This window comes from Kribbella sp. CA-247076 (genome assembly GCF_050942445.1).
In the GTDB taxonomy this organism is placed as follows: Bacteria; Actinomycetota; Actinomycetes; order Propionibacteriales; family Kribbellaceae; genus Kribbella.
Genome location: NZ_CP192051.1, coordinates 4,443,931 through 4,463,258, shown reverse-complemented (window position 1 = coordinate 4,463,258; position 19,328 = coordinate 4,443,931). Strand labels below are relative to the sequence as shown.

Sequence of the window (19,328 nt, the reverse complement as noted above, 5' to 3'; positions counted from 1 at the left end):
TCCACCGAACCCCGCGATCCACTAGAGAACCGCCCAACCGCACAAGGCCCGGTCGGGATGACCGGGCCTTGTGGTGGGGTCAGGCCCAGGGGTTGAAGGGGATGCCGGCGGGCTTGGCGGCGTTCAGGAGGTTGCGGAAGCGGTCGTCCTTGTCGGTGATCTTGATGGTGGCCGAGCCGAAGTTCGCGTTCATCAACTGGTCACGCAGCGAGGTGCCGGGCCAGCCGCCCCAGCCGACCAGCGGCGGGTACCGCCAGGTGTGGTAGTGGTTCTCCGGCGGGTCGTCGTTGCTGTTGGCGAGCCGGAAGAAGTGCGTGCTCGCGCCGTCCTTGTGGTAGACGACCTTGGGGTGCGTGCCGTCGAAGCGGACCTGCGAACGCGGGTAGGTGACCTGCGTCGCGTGCTGGGTCGTGGTGACGAACTCGACCCGGTTGGCCGCCTGGTCGACCCACGAGATGACGTGCTCGAAGTCGTGTCGATGGCCGCCGAGGCTGCTGCCGGGCAGCGCCTGGTCCTTCTCGAAGTAGCTGGCGTACACCACCGCGCACCAGCCGTTGTTGCACTTCGAGCGGGCGTAGGTCTGGGAGTTGTCGAGATCGGACTGGTCGCGGCAGTTGCCGTTGACGGCGCCGGTCGGGTTGAGGCCGGGGTTCAGCGTGCCGTCCGGGCCGATGGCCGGCGTCGCGTAGCACCCGTCGGTGTCGTAGTCGTACGCCGGTGAGAACGACTGCTCGTACCCGTCGGCGTTCTGCGGGAGGTGTGGCGGCGGGGCGGCGTACGCGACCGCGGCCGAGGTGACCATCAGTGCGGTGGTGGCGAGGACTACGCCGAGCAGACGGCGGAGCCGCCGGCGTCGTGGGGGAGGGGCGGACTCGGTCATGCATCGCTCCTTCAGGAACGTCGGATCCCGCCGCGTACGACGGGATCCCGGGGCGGGAACAACGAGACGACGATGACAGCCCGGACCCACCGGTGCCCATACGTCACGTGCCTACAGGTTGACGTTCCGTGAACACGTCGGTGATCCGAGACAGTTGCCAAGGGCATCGATTGGCGACGGAGTGTGCGCTGTCGGCAACGATTTCGGGGACTGGTGCGGGCCGGAGTCGCGGTGGCAGACTGCGATACGCCGGATTGTTGAGAAGTCAGCAACCGTTCAGCGACTTGCGAGGGGCGTCCTAGGGGTGGGGAGCCGCGGTGCCCGACGAGGACTCGACACGGCCGGCGACGGACGGTCCGCCAGGCCCGCTGCCTGACGGCTCGATGCCGTTGTACGGCGATCATCCGCTGCCGGGGATGCCTGGCGGCGATCCCGTGCTGCCGGACCTCGGCTGGGGGCCGGAGTTCGGCAACGGCCGCGACTACTTCTTCGAGCACGGCCGGTCACCCCGCGCCCGCAGTTCCGGCGTCGCCGTCGCGCTGATGGTGCTCGCCTTCCTGGCCGCCGTCCTGGTGATCGTCGCGCTGGCGACGTAGACGCATGCGGGCGGGTACCGACATGCGGTGAGTCACGCTGACGAGGGACTGGTCGCCGGGCGTTACCGGCTCGGTGAGGTGCTCGGCCGCGGCGGCATGGGCGAGGTCCGCCGGGCGACCGACGAGGTGCTGGGACGCGAGGTCGCGGTCAAGTTGATGCTGCCGATCCCGCAGACCCTGGCCGCGTCCGAGCGATTCCTCCGGGAAGCGCGGGCGACCGCACGGATCCGCAGCCCGCACGTGGTCGCCGCCTACGATTTCGGTGAGTACGGCGACGGCTACTACCTGGCGATGGAGTTGGTCACCGGCCGGTCGGTCGCCGACGAGCTCACGCGCGACGGGCTGTTCACTGCCGAGCGGGCCGAACGGGTGATCCGGCAGGCGGCGGCCGGGCTGGCCGCGGTCCACCGGCACGGCATCGTGCATCGTGACGTCAAGGCTGGCAACCTGCTGCTCGCCGACGACGGCACGGTGAAGGTCGCCGACTTCGGCATCGCCCGGTTCCTGGACGAGGCCACGACGACCCTGACGTCGACCGGGCAGATCGTCGGCACGAGCCACTATCTGGCGCCGGAGCGTGCCGTCGGTCAGCCGGCCGAGCCGCCGTCCGACATCTACGCGCTGGGCTGTGTGCTGTATCAGCTCGTCACCGGGCATCCGCCGTTCATGGCCGAGTCGCCGGCCGCGATCATGTACCAGCACGTCACGAACGACCCGGTGCCGCCGAGCGAGCTCCGCCCCGACCTGGCCGGTCTCGAGCCGCTGCTCTTCTGGATGCTCGCCAAGGACCCGGCCCGCCGCCCGACCGCGGTGCAACTCGCGGACGGCGTACAGCCCCCTCAACTCGCGGAGACGACCGACCTCACGCCGGTACGCCGGACGCGCGTACGGCCCGTGCTCGCCGCGGTGGCCGCCGGGATCGCCCTGGTCGTCGCCGCCACCGTCGGCCTGATCCTGGAGACGAGGGGCGTGCAACTACCGGCGACGACCGGGCTCGCCCCTGGAGCCGGCGCGTCCCCGGTGCCGTCGGCGCCGTCCACCACGCCGGCCAAGGCACCCGAGCCCCGGGCGACGGCCAGGCCGCCCCGACCGAGCACCCGCACCTCGCTCAAGCCGAAGCCGCCCGCTCCCGCAGCCGAGCAACGCCCGGCTACGAAGACCACCAAGGCCAACCGGATCGAAAAGAAGAAACCCGAGCGACCCGAAAGAGCCCGCAAGCCCGCACCCAGCGACGACGACGACGGCGACGACGACGAGAACGACGACGAGAACGACGACGAGTCCGACGACGACTAGCTCAACCAGGGCTCGAGCGACGACGGCTCGGGACGGCGACGGGTCGGCAAGCGGTGGGTGGGTCGGGTGTTGGTGGGTGGGTGGGGACTACTGGGGAGTTTGTCTTGTGTTGGTTGGTGGGGTGACCAATACTGCTCGTTACGTCTTGCTACGGGACATGTTCAATCACACCTACCGCCCAAGGGAAGTGATCACTGTGTCGTCTCCGAGCCGTTACCAACCCTCTCGCCGCGATCTCATCAGGTCCGGTGCCGTCCTCGGTGCCGGGGTCGGCGTCGGTGCCGTCGCCGGTCCGGCCGAGGCGGCCGCCTGGGAGCCGGTCCGCGACCGCGGTGAGAAGCCGATGGTCGACGTACCGTTCGAAGGGTTCGACAAGGTCCGGGTCGGGCTGATCGGCCTGGGCAACCGCGGCGGCGGTCAGGACGTGCGCTTCGGCGCCGTCTCGACCGTGACCGCCGTGTGCGACCTCCGGCCCGCCCAGGTCGAGCGCACGATCGGCCGGATCATGGCCCAGGGGTTCCAGGACACCCCGCCGGCCGGCTACTCCGACGGAGAGGAGGACTACCTCAACCTGGTCAAGCGCGACGACATCGACCTGGTGTACATCGCGACCCCGTGGGAGTGGCACTACCCGCAGGCCAAGGCCGCGATGGAACACGGCAAACACGTCGCGATCGAGCTGCCGATCTCCCCGCACCTGCACGAGATCTGGGACCTGGTCCGCACGTCCGAACGCACTCGCAAACACTGCATGCTGCTGGAGAACGTGAACTACTTCCGACCCGAGCTGCAACTGTTCAATATGGTCTCGGCCGGGCTCTTCGGCGACGTCCAGCACGCCTCCGGCGGCTACGTCCACGACCTGCGCTGGCCCTACCTGTTCGGCGGCGCCTACTACCCGGAGCACTGGCGGCGACGCTGGCAGACCCGGATGAACGCGCTGCACTACCCGATGCACGGGCTCGGCCCGGTCTCGGCGGCGATGGGGATCAACCGCGGCGACCGGTTCGAGGAGATCGTCGCGGTGTCGAGCCCGCCGAAGGCGCTGGCGTTGTTCCGGTCCGAGGACCCGCGGGTCGGTCCGGACCACTCGTCCTGGGACGACCGGCCGTACATCTCCGGGGACCGGCACAGCGCGTTCGTCACCACGGCGTCCGGCCGGTTCATCCGGGTCGAACACGACGTCAACTCGCCGCACCCGTACACCCGCGAGACGACGCTGACCGGGACCCGGGGTTCGATCGAGCTCGACAACGCCCGCGTCTACCTGGAGTCCCTCGGGCACACCAACCACACCTGGCGGACCGGCAGCAGCTACAGCAGCATCCTGTCCCAGCACGACCACTGGCTCTGGCCGGCCCTCGAACGTCTCGCCGAGCAGTACGGCGGCCACGGTGGCGGCGACTTCGTGGCGATCTTCCGGCTGATCCAGCTGATGCGGCTCGGGATGACGCCGGACATCGACGTGTACGACTCGGCCGCGTGGTGCTCGGTGGTCCCGCTCAGCCACGAGTCGATGAAGACCAAGCACCTGCGCCCGGTGAAGATCCCCGACTTCACCCGCGGCCACTGGAAGAAAGCCCGCCCCACCTTCGACCGCCCGCGCCCGGACGACCCCTGGCTCGAAGGCCGCTGAGCACCTGACGGGCCGGTCGCCACGCCCTACTGTTGAAGGGTGGGGAAGGGGGCGGCCGGCCCCGGGGTGGGGCTGCAGCTGGGAGCTCGGGCCGAGCTCCAGCTCCGTCCCGGCGTTCTGCAGTCGCTGCGCCTGCTGCCACTCGGCTCCGACGCCCTGCGCGAAACCGTCGAGCAGGCGCTGATCGACAACCCGATGCTCGAGCGATCGCCGGGGACGACCTGCCCCGGCTGCGGCCGCCACCACCGGTCGAGCACCTGCCCGCGCTGCCCGAGCGTTCTCCGGTACGCCGTCCAGGACCCGGCGGTCACGCCCTTCGACAACCTGGAAGCCGCGGCCGCCTGCGAGATCAGGTCCGACTGCCGGTCCGCGCTGCCGGTCCTCATCGCACATCTCACCGGACGAGGACTCCTCGACGCCGAACCGGACCGGATCGCGGCGGCCCACGACCTCCCGGCCGACGTCGTCGTCGAAGCCGTTCGGGCGATCAAGGCGGCCGGTCCGGTCGGCGTGGCGGAGACGTCCGTCCGCGACCTGTTGGTCGCCCAGGCGCACGAACTCGTCGCGACCGGGGTCGCGGCGCCGTGGATCGTCGAGCTGGTCCGGAACGATCTCGAGGCAGTCGCCGCGAACGACGTCGACACCGTCGCCCAGAAGCTGTGCATCTCGCCGGCCGAGGTCGGGGAAGCGTTCTGCCTGGTCCGCGAGCGGCTGCGGCCGGTCGCGGTCGTCGAGATCCCGGAAGGCCCAGAGTTCACGGCCTTTCCGGACGTTTTCGTCTACCGGGCTGCCGACGGGCATGTCGAGGTGGAGGTGCCCGACAGCGGGTGGTTCGGACTCGCGCTGGCCGAGGTCCAGCCCGCCGTACTTGCCGACGCGTACGCCTCGGCCTGGCTTGCCGGACACGAACGGGAGGCCAGGGAGTTGCTGCGACAGGTGGATACGCGGGCGAGTGTGCTGCGCCGGGTGGCGACGTACCTGGTCGATCGTCAGGCCGGGTACTTCGATGGCGGCCCGGCGGCCCATGTCCCGCTCACCCGGACCGATGTCGCGCGCGCTCTCGGACTCCATCCATCCACGGTCAGCCGGTGCGTCCGCGGCAAGACGATGCGACGCCCGGACGGCCGGATCGCCGCCCTCGCCGACCTGCTGGGCGGCGCGGTGGCGATCAAGGCACGCATCGCCGAGCTCGCGGCGGCGGGGCGCGTCAGCGACGCCCGGCTGTGCCGTGCGCTTGCCGACAGCGGGTATGTCGTCGCCCGCCGGACGGTCGCGAAGTACCGCGCGGAGCTGGGGATCGAGGCGGGCGGCCTGCGCCGAAGCTGACTTCGTCGGTGGCCGTCGCCGCGAACAGCATTTCGGGCGCACGGCCCGCGCAGCGCGCTCCGGCCGGGTTGGCACGAATTGTGCGGTAGGTGGGTCAGACCACGCGGAGAAGGAGACACCCATGCACGACATCGACCGGGCGCTGTTCGAGTCCGAAACCTTCGGCGAGGGGGAGGAGGAGTACCAGGAGTTCGGTCAGGCGTCGGAGAGCGAGCTGGCGCTGGCCTCCGAGCTGCTGGAGATCACCACCGAGGCCGAGCTCGACCGGTTCCTCGGCAAGCTGGTCAGCGGCGCGCTCTCGGCCGCCCGCAGCTTCGCCGGGTCCGACGCCGGCCGCGCTGTCGGCGGGGTGCTCAAGTCGGTGGCCAAGCAGGCGCTGCCGCAGCTCGGCAAGGCAGTCGGCGACGTGGTGGCACCCGGCCGCGGCGGTGCGCTCGGGCAGCGTGCCGGCCAGTGGCTGGGCAGCCGGCTCGAGCTCGGGTTGCAGACCGAGGGGTTGTCGGCCGAGGACGAGGAATACGAGGTCGCCCGCGCGTTCGTGCGGTTCGCGAACGAGACGGCCGGCCGGGCGGCGCAGGCTCCGCCGGGGATGCCGCCGGCCCTCGCGGCCCAGCGGGCCGCGGTCGCCGCCGCGCAGCGACACCTGCCCGGACTGCTGCGGCCGCAGGGAGCGGCCGGCGGTCGCGGCGCGGAGGGCCGCTGGATCCGGCGGGGCGACCGAATCATCGTCCTGGATGCGTGAAACAGCCAACGAAGAAAGGGACATCGGCATGTACGAGACCGCGTTCGAGATCCCGGGGGAGAGCTTCGAGTTCCCCGGTGAGGCCGAGCAGTCGACCGAGTGGGAGTCCGGCGAGACGTACGAGAGCGAGGCCGAGGCACTGGAGGCCGAGCTCGTGCAGGAGCTGTTCGAGATCACCACCGAGGCCGAACTCGACCAGTTCCTCGGCAAGCTCGCGAGCACCGTGATGAAGGGTGCGTCCAAGTTCGTCAAGTCACCGATCGGGAAGGCGCTGGGCGGCGTACTCAAGAACGTCGCCAAGACTGCGCTGCCGGCCGTCGGCGGCGCCCTCGGATCGCTGGTGCTACCGGGCGCCGGGACCGCGATCGGCGCCAAGCTCGGGTCGATGGCCGGCGGGCTGCTCGAGGCGCAGGAAGCCGAGTCGATGGGCGAGGTCGAGGCCGAGTGGGAGGCCGCGAGCCGCTACGTCCGGTTCGCCCGCGGGGCGTTCGCCAACGCCGCGAGGGCACCGCGCAACGTGCCGACCCGGGCCGCCGTCCGGGCGGCCAGCATCAGCTCCGCGCGGCGGTACGCACCCAGCCTGCTCGGCGGCTCCGACCGGCGCTCGTCGCAGTGGCGCTCGCGTCGCCGTGGGTACGGCGGCGGGCGCTACCGCCAGTCCTGGCAGTACGCCGAGCCGGCGCCGTGGTACGGCGGTGGCGACGACTACGCCGGCGGCGGCTACGAGCCGGACCAGTGGTGGCAGGGCGACGACTACGAGTCCGAAGGCGAAGGCGAGGGCGAGGCCCCGGGCCGGCCGGGCGGCGGCGGCGGATCGCGCGCCGCGTCCGGCCGGTGGGTCCGCCGCGGCGGCAAGATCGTCCTGCTCGGGGTGTGAGAGGTTCCGATGGCCGATCCCGGAGGCTTGGCGACCCGCCTGCTCGAGCACGAGGCTCGCGGCCTGCTGGCCCGGCTGGACCAGGTGCGGCCGTTCGCGCTGCACGAGACGATGGTGCTCGCCGCCGCCCTGCCGTACGAGGCGCAGCTGATCATCGAGCGTTTCCTGCACGCGAGCCGCGGCCGCCTCCGGGAGAAAGTGCACGGGTACGTCGACTGGCTGCGCGGCCCGGGGCTCCGGGCCGGTCCGGAGGAGCAGCAGCGACGCTTCGTGCTGATCCGGCTGGGCTTCAACGACGTCCTGTCGCAGTTCGACCTGTTCACCGAGGTCGTGACCCAGCGCAGCGAGCACGAGACCGGCGTCTGGTTGTCCGGACTCGACTCACTGGCGCGGGACGCGCTGCGGGTCGACGTGGACGGCTACGAACAGGTGCCGGCCGTCTGCTACCTGGCCCGCGGGCCGGGCGCGGCGATCCGGCGGGCCCGCACGCGACTGCCCGGCGGCCAGGCGAACCCGGTGGCGATCATCCGGGTCCCGCGGGAGCGGATGGTCGGCAGTGGGATCGCGAGCTCGCTGCTGCACGAGACCGGACACCAGGGCGCCGCGCAACTCGGGCTGGTGGAGTCGCTGCGCGTCGACCTCGCCGGTGCGGCGAGCAAGGGTCTGGAAGGCACCTGGCCGACCTGGGACAAGTGGATCAGCGAGATCGTCGCCGACTGCTGGTCGGTCGGCAAACTCGGGATCACCTCCACCATCGGCCTGCTCGCGGTCGTCAGCCTGCCGGCCTTCTTCGTCTTCCGGCCGTCCGGCGACGACCCGCACCCGGTCCCGTACCTGCGGGTCCTGGTCAGCGCGACCATCGGCGAGGCGATCTATCCCCATCCGCAGTGGGCCGCGATGCGGCGCACCTGGAAGCAGTTGTACCCGACCCATGACCTGCCGCCAGATCGCCGGACCGAGCTCGAACGGCTCGAGGCGTCGATCCCCGCGTTCGTCCGGCTACTGCTCGAGCACCGGCCGCCCGCGCTGCACGGCCGGCGGCTCGGCGATCTCTGGCCGGCCGCCGAACGCCGGCCGGCCCGACTGATCCGGCTGCACCACGCGTGGGGCGGTGACGTCGCGGTGATGGCCCGCCAGCCGCCGTCGCTGGTGTTCGCGGTCGTCGGCCAGGCCAAGGCGGCCGGCCTGATCAGCCCGGAGGCGGAGAGCCACCTGCTGACGGTCCTGCTCAAGGCCTGGGCGGTCCGCAGCAGCCTCGACGTCGTCCAGCGCCCCCACCGCACTTCCACGCCGTCCGTACGACGGGCGTCGTAAGACCTAGCGAAAGGACACGACCGTGCACGTTTCGTGGACACCGGATCCTGTCCGGGCCGGCCAGTTGGCGGTCCTGCAGATCCTGCTCGAGGACACCGACGACCCGGGCGACTACACCTTCCGGCTCGCGGTGGACGCCGAGGAGACGAACCCGTTCGGCGCCGGCATCACCCACCGGATGCGGCGCGGATCGGACTTCGAACCCGAGGCCCTGTTCACTGTCGAGGGCAACAAGACGCTGACGATCACGCGGGGCAAGGAAGGCCCGAACGAGGGCGATCCGGAGGTCGTCATCCCGGTGCTCGGCGCGATCACCGCGCCGGTGCCGACCCAGACGGTCGCGCTCGTCGCCGGCGATCCGCCGCAGAGCGCCGACGAGGTGCTCTGGAGCTTCATCCGCCAGCTCACCGCGCAGTTGCGGTTCGAGGAGTTCCACGAGTTCGTCGAGCCGAGGCTCACCGGACTGTCCGGGCCGGAGTGGTTCGGGACCGACGCCTACCGCCGGCTGTTCCGGGCCGCCGAGACGTTCGTCGAGGCAGCCGCCGATCCGACCCGGGCGGCCGAACGGCGGAACCTGCTCAAGCACGAGATCTCCCCGGGCACCGTCAGCGGCGGTCTCCAGCGGTCCTACGTGAGCAGTGAGCGCGACGACCTGGCGCAGCCGTTCCTGCGGTTCGCCCCTGACGTTGCCTTCAGCAACCAGCAGGGCACGGTCGCCCGGGGGACCGGCGGCAACGCCGCCCAGTTCCCGCTGCCGAACGTGCCGTTCGTCGAGCTGATCTGGAACTACTGGCACGAGGAGGGCGGGCTGGTGCAGACGATGAACCACATCCTCGCCCGCTTCCAGAACCGCCGGGTCGGGCCCCGGTACGACGTCCTCGCCCGGTTCGACCTGAATCCGCTGCTCCCGCTGCGCAACCTGTTGTGGGGGTTCGCCGAGGACGAGCAGAGCCGGCTGACGGTCCGCCGGCGGGCGGCGGAGTACATGGTGCAGTACGGGCTGCCGCTGGTCGGCCGGGCGGTGCCGCCGGCGCACACGATCGTGGATCGGCGGACGCAGTTCCTGGAGGGCTTCCACGCGCTGCTGCACGCGGCGTACGAGTTCTACAAGGAACGCGACGACAAGACCGTCGACGCCGACGCGTTCCCGCTGCTCAGCAGCCTGCGCGAGGTTCACCTGGTGCTGGCGCACGGCGCGCACAACCAGTTCGCCGACCTGCCGCTGGTCGCCCGCGCGGAGATGCTGACGATGCAGTGGATCCTCGCGCAGCCGGAGATGCGGGAGTTCCTCGGCGGGCCGACCATGGTGCCGTACGAGGAGGACTGGATGGACCGCGTGGACACGATGAAGAACATCCAGGGCTGGCCCGAGGCGAGCATCACGCACTTCTTCGAGCTGGCCGTCCACGGCGAGCAGTTGCTGCTGTCGATCCGGCACGGCCGCTGGAACGAGTCCGGCCGCACCCGCGAGGACGCGGCGAACTGGGCGCTGACGTGGCGCAACGAGGTGCAGCGCTACATCCACGCCTACCGGACCGTCACCGGCGTCGACCTGGCCACCACGATCGACGCCACCATGCCCTCGGTCCTGCTGGCCCGCCGCGGCAGCCGGCAGATCCGCCGAGCGTGACCGACCATGCCGTCGGTGACCCGGGGCTCGACTTCACGTCGTCGTCGTTCCTCGGTCTGCGGTACGGCACCGGGACCCTGCCGTCGTTCACCACGCTCACGACCGGGGTCCCCGCCGTACTGCACGAGCCCGCCGCCGCCCACCGGATCGCCGCGACCGTCGCGGCCGCCCAGGGTGCGCAGGCGGGTGTGGTCGGACGGTCCGCACTGCACGCGCTGATGGATGTGATGGGAATGCTTCCGCACCGTGGTGACGTCGTCGCGATCGACGCTGCGGCGTACCCGCTCGCCTGGTGGGCGGCGCTGCGGGCGGCGGCGAACGGCGCTGTGGTGCGCAAGTACCCGCACCACAGGCCGGAGTTCGCCGCCGAGTCCGGCCGGCGCCTTTTCCTGCTGACCGACGGCTGGTGCCCGGGCTGCAACCAGCCGGCGCCGCTGCGGGAGTTGCAGCGCGCTGCCGTCGAGGCCGGCGGCACCCTGGTCGTCGACGACTCACTCGCCTTCGGCGTCCTCGGCCGTCGACGGCGTGGTGACGCCTTCGGCGAGGGCAGCGGTACGCCGACCTGGCGCGGACTGGATCACCAAGCCATCCTCTGGGTCGCGTCGCTGGCCAAGGCCTGCGGAGCACCGCTCGCGGTGACGACCGGAGACCGTGCGACGATCCGGCGACTGGCGCGGACCGGCGGTAACCGGGTCCACAGCAGTCCGCCTTCGTCCGCCGACCTCGGTGCCGCGACCATGGCCCTGTACGGCGACCACCGCGCCCGACGCTCCCAACTGCAGTCCAACGTGCTGCGCTTGCGCAACCGCCTGCGCGACCTGGGGCTGCCGGTCAACGGCCTGCCCTTTCCGGTCGTGAGCATCCGCGTGCCGGACGCCTACGAGTGGTGGTCCGAACTCCGGTCCGCCGGCATCCGCGCCGTACTGCAGCAGTCGCGCTGCCGGCCCGGGGTGATGCTGAGCGTGCTGGTTCGAGCCGATCACTCGCCCGCCGATCTCGATCGACTCACCGCGGCGCTGCGAGCCGTACGGCGAGGTGCGGCATGAGACGCCCACTCGTCGTCGACTCGCACTGCCACGCCGGCCTCGGCGACGGCTTCACCAAGCCATGGGACAAGCCATGGAACAAGCCGTGGGACAACCCGTGGGACCCCGACACGTCGCTCGACCGCTACCGCGAACGGGCCCGCGAGGCCGGCATCGACCGGACCGTGCTCCTGGCGCCGCTCACCACCGACTACCGCCGCGCCAACCGGGTGGTCGGGGAGTTGGTGACCGCGGCGCCGCGTCGCTTCCTCGGTTTCGCGTTCGTCAATCCGGTCGCCGACCGGGGGCGGATCGGCGCGATGGTGGACGAGGCCAGAGGCTGGGGCGCGTGCGGCATCAAGGTCCATTGGAGCGACGGCCGGATCACCCGGGAGATCGCCGAGGTCGCCCGCCGCCGCGACCTGCCGGTGCTCTACGACCCGGCCGGCGACACCGCCACGGTGGAGCTGGCAGTGACGTCGTACCCGGACGTCACCTGGATCGTGCCGCACTTGTCGTCTTTCGCCGACGACTGGAAGGCGCAGGTCGCGTTCGTCGACCAGCTGGTCCGGCTGCCGAACCTGTTCGCCGACACCTCGGGGGTGCGGTACTTCGACGTCCTGGCCGACGCGGTCCGGCGCGCGGGGCCGGACAAGGTGCTGTTCGGCTCCGACGGCCCGTTCCTCCATCCGGCGGTCGAGATCAGCAAGATCCACGCCCTCCACCTGCCCGTCGCGGACGCCGCCCTGGTGCTCGGCGGCAATCTGCTCCGCCTGACCCGGACCGCTCGCCGAGCGGCCGGCAAGAATCCGAGGTACACACGATGACCATCACATCGCAGGAGTCCGAGGTCCGGAACTGGGTGACCAACATCCTTCCGCCCGCCACCTCGCCGGGGCGCGGCCTGAACCTGACGACGCCGGGGTTCGTGGAGATCAAGCCACACACGCTCTCCGGGATCCGCTCCGGCCTGACTCAACTCGGCGCCCGCCTGGCGAAGGCCAACTTTCCGACTGGAGTCCTGGCGACCTACCTGGGAACCGACTCCCGCGGCAATCCGCTCCGCAAGGGCAAGGCGACCCACCTCCGGGTCTACGGGGTGCTCGTGAACGCGACGCCGAAACCCACGCTCGCGCAGTACAACCGACCCGGCAAGTGGCACTACCTGGGGACCAGCACCCTGCGGGACACGATCAGTCATCCGCCGGTGGACCACGCGCCCGCGTTCGGCTGGGCGGTCGAGCCGGTCGTCCAGGCGCAGGTGAAGCTCGGGGTCGCGCTGTCGACGCCGAAGCGGTTGTGGACGCTCGGCGGCGGTCCGGCCGCAGGCCCGGACATGACGTACTCCGAGCTCGCCGGCTTCTACCGCGAGCTCGCCCGCGAGCTGCGCGATCCGCTGTACGCCGAGCTGGCCTCGGAGCTGGAGGCGATGGCCGCCTAGCCCGCGGTCCGGCGTTTGGCGCGGCGCAACTGCAGGGCCCGATCGGTGACGCCGAGCCGGGCCGCTGCCGCGCGCATGCTGCCACCGGACTCCTCGAGCGCGGCCGTGACTGCGAGGTCCGCGACGTGGTCCCGCAGTTCCTTCAGGGTCATGCCCTGCCGCAGCTGCTGCCGGATCGAGTCCATCAGGCTGGGTGCCCGGCGGTCCGCCGTACCGGCGGTCGGCATCGGCCGGTCCGACGGCGGCAGATCGCCCGGGGTGACCGGTCCGGGCCCGACGTGCCGGGACGCGACCCGGTGGGCCAGCTGCCGGAGGTCGCGGAGGTTGCCGGGGTAGTCGCGTCGCCGCAGGGCCTGCTCCACCTCGGGCGTGACCTCGGCCGGTTCGGTCTGACCCTGTGCCTCGGACACGAAGCTGCGGAACAGCGGGAGGAGGTCGTCGGGGCGGTCCCGCAGCGGCGGCAGCCGCACGGAGTACGCCGCGATGCGGTAGTAGAAGTCGGCCCGGAACCGGCCGGCCGAGACGTCGTCCTCGAGGACGCGGTTGGTGGCGCAGATCAGCCGGAAGCTGGTGTGCTGCCAGGTGTCCGCGCCGACCCGCTTGTACATGCCCTCCTGGACCACGCGCAGCAGTTCGGGTTGCAGCTCCAGCGGGAGCTCACCGACTTCGTCGAGCATCAGCGTGCCGCCGTTCGCGGCGGCACAAGCCCCGGTCCGGACGCTCACCGCGCCGGTGAACGCGCCGCGTTCGTGGCCGAACAGCTCCGAGCCCGAGAGGCTGGGCACGATCGTCGTGCAGTCGACCACGACCAGGTGCCCGGACCGGCCGGACGTGCTGACCGCGTGGGCGACCTTCGCGGCGAGCTCCTTGCCGGTTCCGGTCTCACCGGTGATCAGGATCGGTCCACCACCGAACTTGGCGGCGGTGACCAGGTCGCGCAGGGCCTGGCGCAGTGCCGGGCTGGTGCCCCGGATGACGTCGGCGACCGGCGGCGACTCGACCACCTTCTCCACCTCGATCAGCCGCGCGAGGCGGGCCAGGACCGGCTGGGGATCGTCGTACCAGCTCATCAGGTCGGTCGCCCCGCACGCCAGCAGCGACCACGGTTCGAGCGCGTGCCGGGGATCCGCCACCACGATCACGTGCGCGTTGGCCGCCGCTGCCGTCGACAGCGTCTGCTCGAGCTCCTGGGAGAACTCCGAGCACACGACAACTCCGGTGAGGTCGTCCGGCTCGGGCGACGTCACCAGCCGCAGGTCGCGGTGGGCCGAGCAGAGGGCGCGCGCGATCGCCTTCGTCCGTGCACCCACGCCAAGGTCGAGCACCCACGTCATGAGATCCCCCGGGAGCACCCCGCTAGGGCATGGGCCCACACTCACCCCGACCGGCCGTCAACCGGCCACCCAGCCCTGATTTCCAGCCTAAACGGCACTCACCGGTTCCACTAGGTGTGATGTCCAGGGAGGTTGTCCCGGTCGGTGTCGGTGAGCCTGTCCGACAGGTGAAGGCCTCCGGTTGTGAAGTGGAGCTGTCCAAGGAACCGCTTCACCAACCGGAGGCCTTCGTGTCCCCCGCTGACGCTGCTCTGAACCCCTACTCGGCAACCCACGAATCTGTGTGAGTGAGGCCCCGGCCCGCAACCACCCAGCCGCGAGCGGTCACTCCATACCGTCCAGGCCCGGTGCTCGCGCTTGTCCGTCAGGGGTTCGCGGCCAGGGCGGTCGCGATCCGGGCGGCGATGGTGGCGTTGTTGCGGGCGAGGGCGAGGTTGGCGGGGATGCTGCGGCCGTCGGTTTCCTTCTCGATGCGTTCGAGGACGTACGGCGTGACGGCCGGGCCGGTGATGCCGGCCTGGGTGCTCGACTCGAGGGCGGCGGCGAGGACGGCGTCGATGCGTTCGGCCGGGATCTCGTCGTCGACCGGGATCGGGACGGTCAGCAGGACCCCGGTGGACGGGCGGGTCCGGAAGCGCAGGACGTCGCAGACCACCTGTTCGTCGTCGACCCGGTGCGGAACGGGCAGCCCGCTCGACCGGGTGTAGAACGCCGGGAACCAGTCGTGCTGCCACCCGAGGACGGGCACGCCGGCGGTCTCGAGGTACTCGAGCGTGCGCGGCAGGTCGAGGAACGCCTTGGCGCCGGCGCTCACGGTGATCACCGGGTGGTTCGCGATCGCGTCGAGGTCGGCCGAGATGTCGCCGGTGAGCTCCGACGCGCGGTGGACGCCGCCGATCCCGCCGGTGGCGAACACCGAGATGCCGGCCGCGTGAGCCAGCGCGACCGTCGCCGAGACCGTGGTGACCCCGACGTCCCACCTCTGGGCGCGGGCGACCGCGAGGTCCCGCTCGGCGACCTTCCGGCTGCCGTGCAGCACGCGCTTCTCCTCGTCGGCAGTGAGACCGACGTGCGGCCGGCCGTCGAGGATCGCGGTCACGGCCGGGGTGGCGCCCTGGTCGAGGACGGCGCGTTTGCAGAGCTCGAGCGCCTCGGCGTTCGCCGGCGCGGGCAGCCCGAGGTTGGAGAAGATCGTCGACTCCAGCGCGACGACGGCGCGTCCCTCGGCGAGCGCGTGCGCTACGTCCTCGGCGACGACAAGTCCGGCAGCGGTGTCAGTCACGAGCAACATCCCCAATCACGAGCAGCATCCCCAATCACGAGCAGCATCCCGGTCACGAGCAGCATCCCGGTCACGAGCAGCATCCCCGGTCACGAGCAACGTCCGCAGTCGCGAGCAACATCCTTCAGTCACGAGCAGCGTCCTTGAGGTCGATGGTGGCTCCGGGCGCCGTCAGGACCCTACTGGCCAGCGCATGCCCGGCCTCGACCGCCTCGATGACTCCGGCGTTCCGCAGTACGGCGGTCAGGAAGCCGGCCGCGAACGCGTCCCCGGCGCCGGTCGTGTCCAGCACGTGGTCGACCGGCGGGACCGCGACAGTGGCCGGCCGGTCGCCGCCGACGTGGACCTCGGTCGGCCCCACGCCGTTCTTGACGACGACCGTCGTACCTGGGCCGGCCAGGTCGCGCAGGGAACCGAGGTCGGCCTCGGCGCCGTTCGCGAACAGGTACGCCGGTCGCAGTCGGCCGATCTGGTCGCGAAAGGCCGCCGGGCCGACGGAGGAGATCAACGCGACCGAGGACGCGTCCACGCTGAGGACCGCGCGCTCGGCGTACGCGATCGCAGCGGCCTGGCGGAGGACCTGCCGGCACGGGCCACTGAGGGAGTACGCCGACAGGTGGATGGCCGACGCGCCGGAGATCCAGGAATCGGGGACGTCGGCGAGCTCGGCCGCGGCGGCCCGGTCCGGGTACATCGTGCGCTCGCCGGAGGCGTCGACCAGGACGACGATCGTGCCGGTCCGTCCCTGACGCTGCACCCGGGCGTCGACGCCGGCGGTCGTCAACTGCTGGACGAGGGCCTCGCCGGCCGGGTCGTCGCCGACGCGGCCGATGAACCGAACCGGCGTACCAAGACCGGCCGCGAACGCCGCGACGTTGGCGGCCGCACCGCCGCGCACACGCTGGACGCGCGCCGGATTGTCCGTCCCGGTGAGCGGACCACCGCCCAGCGGCCAGACCACGACGTCCTCGACCAGATCTCCGATGCACACGAGCATTGGGGCAGAGCCTAACGAACAAGAACGTTGACCCAGGCAACGGTCCGGGCACGGGAGCACGGCGTCGCCGATTCGGGTAGGTTGGCGTGCTCAGGATGACTGGGGAGCGGCGCATGGAGTTCGCGGTACTCGGTCCGCTGACGGTGCGGGTGGCCGGCGAGCCGCTGACCGTCACCCGGGCGCAGGGGCGACTGCTCGCGGTGCTGCTGTGCCAGCCCAACCAGTGGATCCGCGCGGACGCGCTGGCCGACGCCTTGTGGGGCGCCGAGGGCACCAGCCAGGCGCGCCTGCAGGTGTTGGTCTCCCGCCTGCGGAAGTCCCTCGGTGACGCGGACCGGATCCAGCACGACCACAGCAGCTACCGGGTCACCGTCGCGCCGGGAGAGCTCGACGTGGACCGATTCCTGGGTCTCCGGCGAGCAGGTGCCGCCGCCCTCAACGCCGACGATCCGGACGAGGCGGTACGACGGCTGCGGGAAGCCGTCGACGTCTGGCGGGGCGACCCCTTCACCGGAATCGACGATCCACCGCAGGTCGCCGCCGAGTCGGCCAGGTTGAGCAGCGAGCGTCTCGCCGTACTGGAGGACCTGTACGACGGGGAGATCCGGCGCGGATCCGCGGCGGACATACTCGCCGAGCTCTCGGAGCTCGCCGGCGCTCATCCGCTGCGCGAACGGCTGTCCGCGCTGCTGATGCTCGGCCTGCACCAGTGCGGGCGACGCGCCGAGGCGCTGGCGGCGTACCAGCGGGCCCGCGCCCAGCTGATCGAGGAGCTGGGCCTCGAGCCTGGTGAGGAGTTGCGCCGGGCGCAGGCGACGATTCTGGCCGCGGCTGACGAGATCGAGGTCGGGACAGCGGGCCCCGACCCGGTCCGGCCGCAGCAGCTGCCGCCGGATCCAGCCGACGTGGTCGGGCGGGCCGCGGAGCTGAACGAGCTGACCGACCTGGTCGACAAGCATGACGCCGCCTCCTCACCGCTGGTGGTCGCGATCGACGGCCCGGCCGGCATCGGTAAGACGACCTTCGCCGTACACGCCGCCCACCGGGTGCGCGAGCGCTACGGTGACGGCCAGCTCTTCGTTGACCTGCGCGGCTACTCGTCCGGCGAGCCGGTCGAGTCGTCCGCGGCTCTGCGCATGCTGCTGCGCGCTCTCGGAGTTCCACCGGACGGGATTCCCGAGGGCCTGGACGAGCGGTCGGCGATGTTGCGGTCCTGCCTGACCGGTCACCGGATGCTGATCGTGCTGGACAACGTCCGCGGCGCGGAGCAGGTGCGGCCGCTCCTGCCGGCAGCCGGTTGCCTCCTGCTCGTCACCAGCCGCAACCAGCTCCGCGGTCTGGCGGTGCATGACGGCGCTTGTCGGATCACGCTGCGTCCGCTCACCGCGGAGGCGGCCGGCGGGGTGCTCACCGGCGCGGTCGGCAGCCGCCGTTCGGCCGACGATCCCGCTGCTGTGGCCGAGTTGGCCGAGCTGTGCGGCCGGGTTCCGCTGGCGTTGCGGATCGCCGGTGAACGCGCGTCCCGGTTCCCGGGGCACGGGCTGGCGGAGCTGGCCGCCGAGCTGTCCGACGAGCACCATCGACTCGACCGGCTGGCCGGCGCCGATGACCCGGCCGCGGATCTGCGGGCCGCGTTCTCGTGGTCGTACCGGACCCTCGCCGCGGACGACGCCCGGACGTTCCGGCTGCTCGGATTGCACCCGTCCGGCACCCTCGGCCTGCCCGCGGCCGCGATCCTCACCGATCGGCCGGCGAGCCAGGTACGCCGCTCCCTGGACCGGCTCGTCGCCCACCACCTGCTCGAGGAGCCTCAACCGGGCCGCTTCAAACTGCACGACCTGCTCCGCCTGTACGCCGCGGAGCTGGCCACCGCGGAGGAGTCTGCGCCGGACCTGCACGCGACCACCCGGCGGATGCTGGACTGGTACCTGCGGACCGTGGCCGTGTCCGGGCGGCTCGTTCGCTCGCGCGGCTCGGCCCAGGACGTCGTCGACGCACCCGATCCGGCTACGGCCCCGTTGCGGGTCGCCGGTCCGGCGCAGGCGCTGGACTGGTTCGAGACCGAGCGGGAGACGCTGCTCGACCTGGTCCGCCGGGCCTACGACCTCGGCTTCGACGCCCACACCTGGCAGCTCGCCTGGTCACTGCTCCCGTTCTACGCGACCCGGCAGCACCTCGACGACTGGCGGACCACCGCCATGATCGGCCGTCAGGCGGCAGAGCGGCTCGATGACGACCGCGCGGTCCTGTTCGCGGCCAACACCGAGGCCATCATGCACCTCGAGTCGTTGCGGTTCGAGGAGAGCGCCGAGGGCTTCCGGACCGCCCTGGAGATGGCGCGACGCCTCGGCGACCGCGCCCGCGAGGCCACGTCGCTGTCCAACCTCGGCCTGGTCTTCGCCAACCAGGGCGACCACGGGCGGGCGGTCGAGTTCCACGAGCAGGCTCTGGTCGCCGAAGCGGCCGCGCCGTCGTCGGAGCGTGCGGTCAGCACCACCGCCCTCAACCTGAGCGCGTCACAAGGTGCCCTTGGCAACTACCACGAGGCGATCCGGTACGGCGAGGCCGCCGCCGCCCAGTTCCGCGAGCGTGGCAACGCCACCATGGAGGCACTCGCGCTGTCGAACGTGGCCGAGGGCTACCTGTCGCTGGGCGACTTCGGCCAGGCCCGGCACTACTGCGGGCAGGCGCTGGACCTGTTCGCGTCCATCGACAGCAAGCAGGGCAAGCCCAACACGCTGATCGTGCTGGGCCGCGCCCACCTGGCTGCCGGGGCGGTCGACGAGGCCGCGAAGGCCTGGGAAGAGGCCCGCGACCTACTCCTCGCCGCCTCGAATCCCAGGGCCGCCGAGGTGGAGCAACTGCTCCACGACCTCGACACTCACTGACTCACGCCGGTCGCGCCCGAGGTCTGAACCACGTCGGACGGTCCCGCTCCCAGGGGCGGGACCG

At 71.5% G+C, this 19,328-nt stretch carries 16 protein-coding genes; 12 read left to right on the top strand and 4 right to left on the bottom strand.

What is annotated here, in order from left to right; genetic code table 11:
• Window positions 1–79 precede the first annotated feature (79 nt).
• On the bottom strand, window positions 80–880 hold the full coding sequence (locus ACQPYZ_RS21120; protein WP_433158580.1) for an NPP1 family protein: 801 nt from the start codon (window positions 878–880) through the stop codon (window positions 80–82).
• A 317-nt stretch (window positions 881–1,197) separates the two neighbouring features.
• On the opposite strand from ACQPYZ_RS21120, the gene ACQPYZ_RS21115 reads away from it, so the two are divergent.
• The 11 genes from ACQPYZ_RS21115 (at window position 1,198) to ACQPYZ_RS21065 (ending at window position 12,763) form a co-directional block, all read left to right on the top strand.
• Complete coding sequence (locus ACQPYZ_RS21115; protein WP_433158578.1) at window positions 1,198–1,476, top strand: hypothetical protein; 279 nt, start codon at window positions 1,198–1,200, stop codon at window positions 1,474–1,476.
• A 27-nt stretch (window positions 1,477–1,503) separates the two neighbouring features.
• The gene (locus ACQPYZ_RS21110; protein ID WP_433158575.1) at window positions 1,504–2,772 is read left to right on the top strand and encodes a protein kinase domain-containing protein; all 1,269 of its coding nucleotides are present in this window, start codon (window positions 1,504–1,506) and stop codon (window positions 2,770–2,772) included.
• Window positions 2,773–2,968: 196 nt separating this feature from the next.
• Window positions 2,969–4,408 carry a Gfo/Idh/MocA family protein gene (locus ACQPYZ_RS21105; protein WP_433158572.1) on the top strand — a complete coding sequence of 480 codons (1,440 nt, stop codon included), beginning with the start codon at window positions 2,969–2,971 and terminating at the stop codon, window positions 4,406–4,408.
• A 39-nt stretch (window positions 4,409–4,447) separates the two neighbouring features.
• Window positions 4,448–5,734, top strand: a complete 1,287-nt coding sequence (locus ACQPYZ_RS21100) for a helix-turn-helix domain-containing protein (RefSeq protein ID WP_433158570.1) — start codon at window positions 4,448–4,450, stop codon at window positions 5,732–5,734.
• A 121-nt stretch (window positions 5,735–5,855) separates the two neighbouring features.
• Window positions 5,856–6,476, top strand: coding sequence for a hypothetical protein (locus ACQPYZ_RS21095; protein WP_433158567.1), 621 nt, complete (start codon window positions 5,856–5,858; stop codon window positions 6,474–6,476).
• The gene (locus ACQPYZ_RS21090) at window positions 6,469–7,353 is read left to right on the top strand and encodes a hypothetical protein (protein ID WP_433158564.1); all 885 of its coding nucleotides are present in this window, start codon (window positions 6,469–6,471) and stop codon (window positions 7,351–7,353) included. The genes ACQPYZ_RS21095 and ACQPYZ_RS21090 overlap by 8 nt, the downstream gene beginning before the upstream one ends.
• A 9-nt stretch (window positions 7,354–7,362) precedes the next feature.
• Complete coding sequence (locus ACQPYZ_RS21085) at window positions 7,363–8,667, top strand: hypothetical protein (RefSeq protein WP_433158561.1); 1,305 nt, start codon at window positions 7,363–7,365, stop codon at window positions 8,665–8,667.
• A gap of 22 nt (window positions 8,668–8,689) precedes the next feature.
• Window positions 8,690–10,297, top strand: coding sequence for a hypothetical protein (locus ACQPYZ_RS21080; RefSeq protein WP_433158559.1), 1,608 nt, complete (start codon window positions 8,690–8,692; stop codon window positions 10,295–10,297).
• Window positions 10,294–11,343 carry an aminotransferase class I/II-fold pyridoxal phosphate-dependent enzyme gene (locus tag ACQPYZ_RS21075; RefSeq protein ID WP_433158557.1) on the top strand — a complete coding sequence of 350 codons (1,050 nt, stop codon included), beginning with the start codon at window positions 10,294–10,296 and terminating at the stop codon, window positions 11,341–11,343. Before ACQPYZ_RS21080 ends, ACQPYZ_RS21075 begins: the two co-directional genes overlap by 4 nt.
• A complete protein-coding gene (locus ACQPYZ_RS21070) occupies window positions 11,340–12,149 on the top strand; it encodes an amidohydrolase family protein (RefSeq protein WP_433158555.1) in 810 nt (269 codons plus the stop codon). Before ACQPYZ_RS21075 ends, ACQPYZ_RS21070 begins: the two co-directional genes overlap by 4 nt.
• The gene (locus tag ACQPYZ_RS21065; RefSeq protein ID WP_433158553.1) at window positions 12,146–12,763 is read left to right on the top strand and encodes a hypothetical protein; all 618 of its coding nucleotides are present in this window, start codon (window positions 12,146–12,148) and stop codon (window positions 12,761–12,763) included. Before ACQPYZ_RS21070 ends, ACQPYZ_RS21065 begins: the two co-directional genes overlap by 4 nt.
• On the opposite strand, the gene ACQPYZ_RS21060 is transcribed toward ACQPYZ_RS21065, so the two are convergent.
• The 3 genes from ACQPYZ_RS21060 to ACQPYZ_RS21050 all read right to left on the bottom strand — a co-directional run bounded on the left by ACQPYZ_RS21060 (window position 12,760) and on the right by ACQPYZ_RS21050 (window position 16,376).
• Window positions 12,760–14,097 carry a sigma-54-dependent transcriptional regulator gene (locus ACQPYZ_RS21060; RefSeq protein ID WP_433158551.1) on the bottom strand — a complete coding sequence of 446 codons (1,338 nt, stop codon included), beginning with the start codon at window positions 14,095–14,097 and terminating at the stop codon, window positions 12,760–12,762. The two genes, ACQPYZ_RS21065 and ACQPYZ_RS21060, sit on opposite strands and share 4 nt — an antisense overlap.
• A gap of 364 nt (window positions 14,098–14,461) precedes the next feature.
• Window positions 14,462–15,379 carry a pseudouridine-5'-phosphate glycosidase gene (locus tag ACQPYZ_RS21055; RefSeq protein WP_433158549.1) on the bottom strand — a complete coding sequence of 306 codons (918 nt, stop codon included), beginning with the start codon at window positions 15,377–15,379 and terminating at the stop codon, window positions 14,462–14,464.
• Window positions 15,380–15,503: 124 nt separating this feature from the next.
• On the bottom strand, window positions 15,504–16,376 hold the full coding sequence (locus ACQPYZ_RS21050; RefSeq protein WP_433158546.1) for a carbohydrate kinase family protein: 873 nt from the start codon (window positions 16,374–16,376) through the stop codon (window positions 15,504–15,506).
• 113 nt (window positions 16,377–16,489) lie between these two features.
• Between ACQPYZ_RS21050 and ACQPYZ_RS21045 the strand changes: the two genes are divergently transcribed.
• On the top strand, window positions 16,490–19,264 hold the full coding sequence (locus ACQPYZ_RS21045; protein ID WP_433158543.1) for an AfsR/SARP family transcriptional regulator: 2,775 nt from the start codon (window positions 16,490–16,492) through the stop codon (window positions 19,262–19,264).
• The last annotated feature ends 64 nt before the right edge of the window (window positions 19,265–19,328 follow it).

What these genes read in the sequence shown, in the direction of transcription:
- ACQPYZ_RS21095 (WP_433158567.1), top strand. Translation starts at nt 5,856, where the DNA reads ATGCACGACATCGACCGGGCGCTGTTCGAGTCCGAAACCTTCGGCGAG.
- ACQPYZ_RS21090 (WP_433158564.1), top strand. Translation starts at nt 6,469, where the DNA reads ATGCGTGAAACAGCCAACGAAGAAAGGGACATCGGCATGTACGAGACC.
- ACQPYZ_RS21060 (WP_433158551.1), bottom strand. Translation starts at nt 14,097, where the DNA reads ATGACGTGGGTGCTCGACCTTGGCGTGGGTGCACGGACGAAGGCGATC.
- ACQPYZ_RS21120 (WP_433158580.1), bottom strand. Translation starts at nt 880, where the DNA reads ATGACCGAGTCCGCCCCTCCCCCACGACGCCGGCGGCTCCGCCGTCTG.
- ACQPYZ_RS21085 (WP_433158561.1), top strand. Translation starts at nt 7,363, where the DNA reads ATGGCCGATCCCGGAGGCTTGGCGACCCGCCTGCTCGAGCACGAGGCT.
- ACQPYZ_RS21070 (WP_433158555.1), top strand. Translation starts at nt 11,340, where the DNA reads ATGAGACGCCCACTCGTCGTCGACTCGCACTGCCACGCCGGCCTCGGC.
- ACQPYZ_RS21065 (WP_433158553.1), top strand. Translation starts at nt 12,146, where the DNA reads ATGACCATCACATCGCAGGAGTCCGAGGTCCGGAACTGGGTGACCAAC.
- ACQPYZ_RS21045 (WP_433158543.1), top strand. Translation starts at nt 16,490, where the DNA reads ATGGAGTTCGCGGTACTCGGTCCGCTGACGGTGCGGGTGGCCGGCGAG.
- ACQPYZ_RS21050 (WP_433158546.1), bottom strand. Translation starts at nt 16,376, where the DNA reads ATGCTCGTGTGCATCGGAGATCTGGTCGAGGACGTCGTGGTCTGGCCG.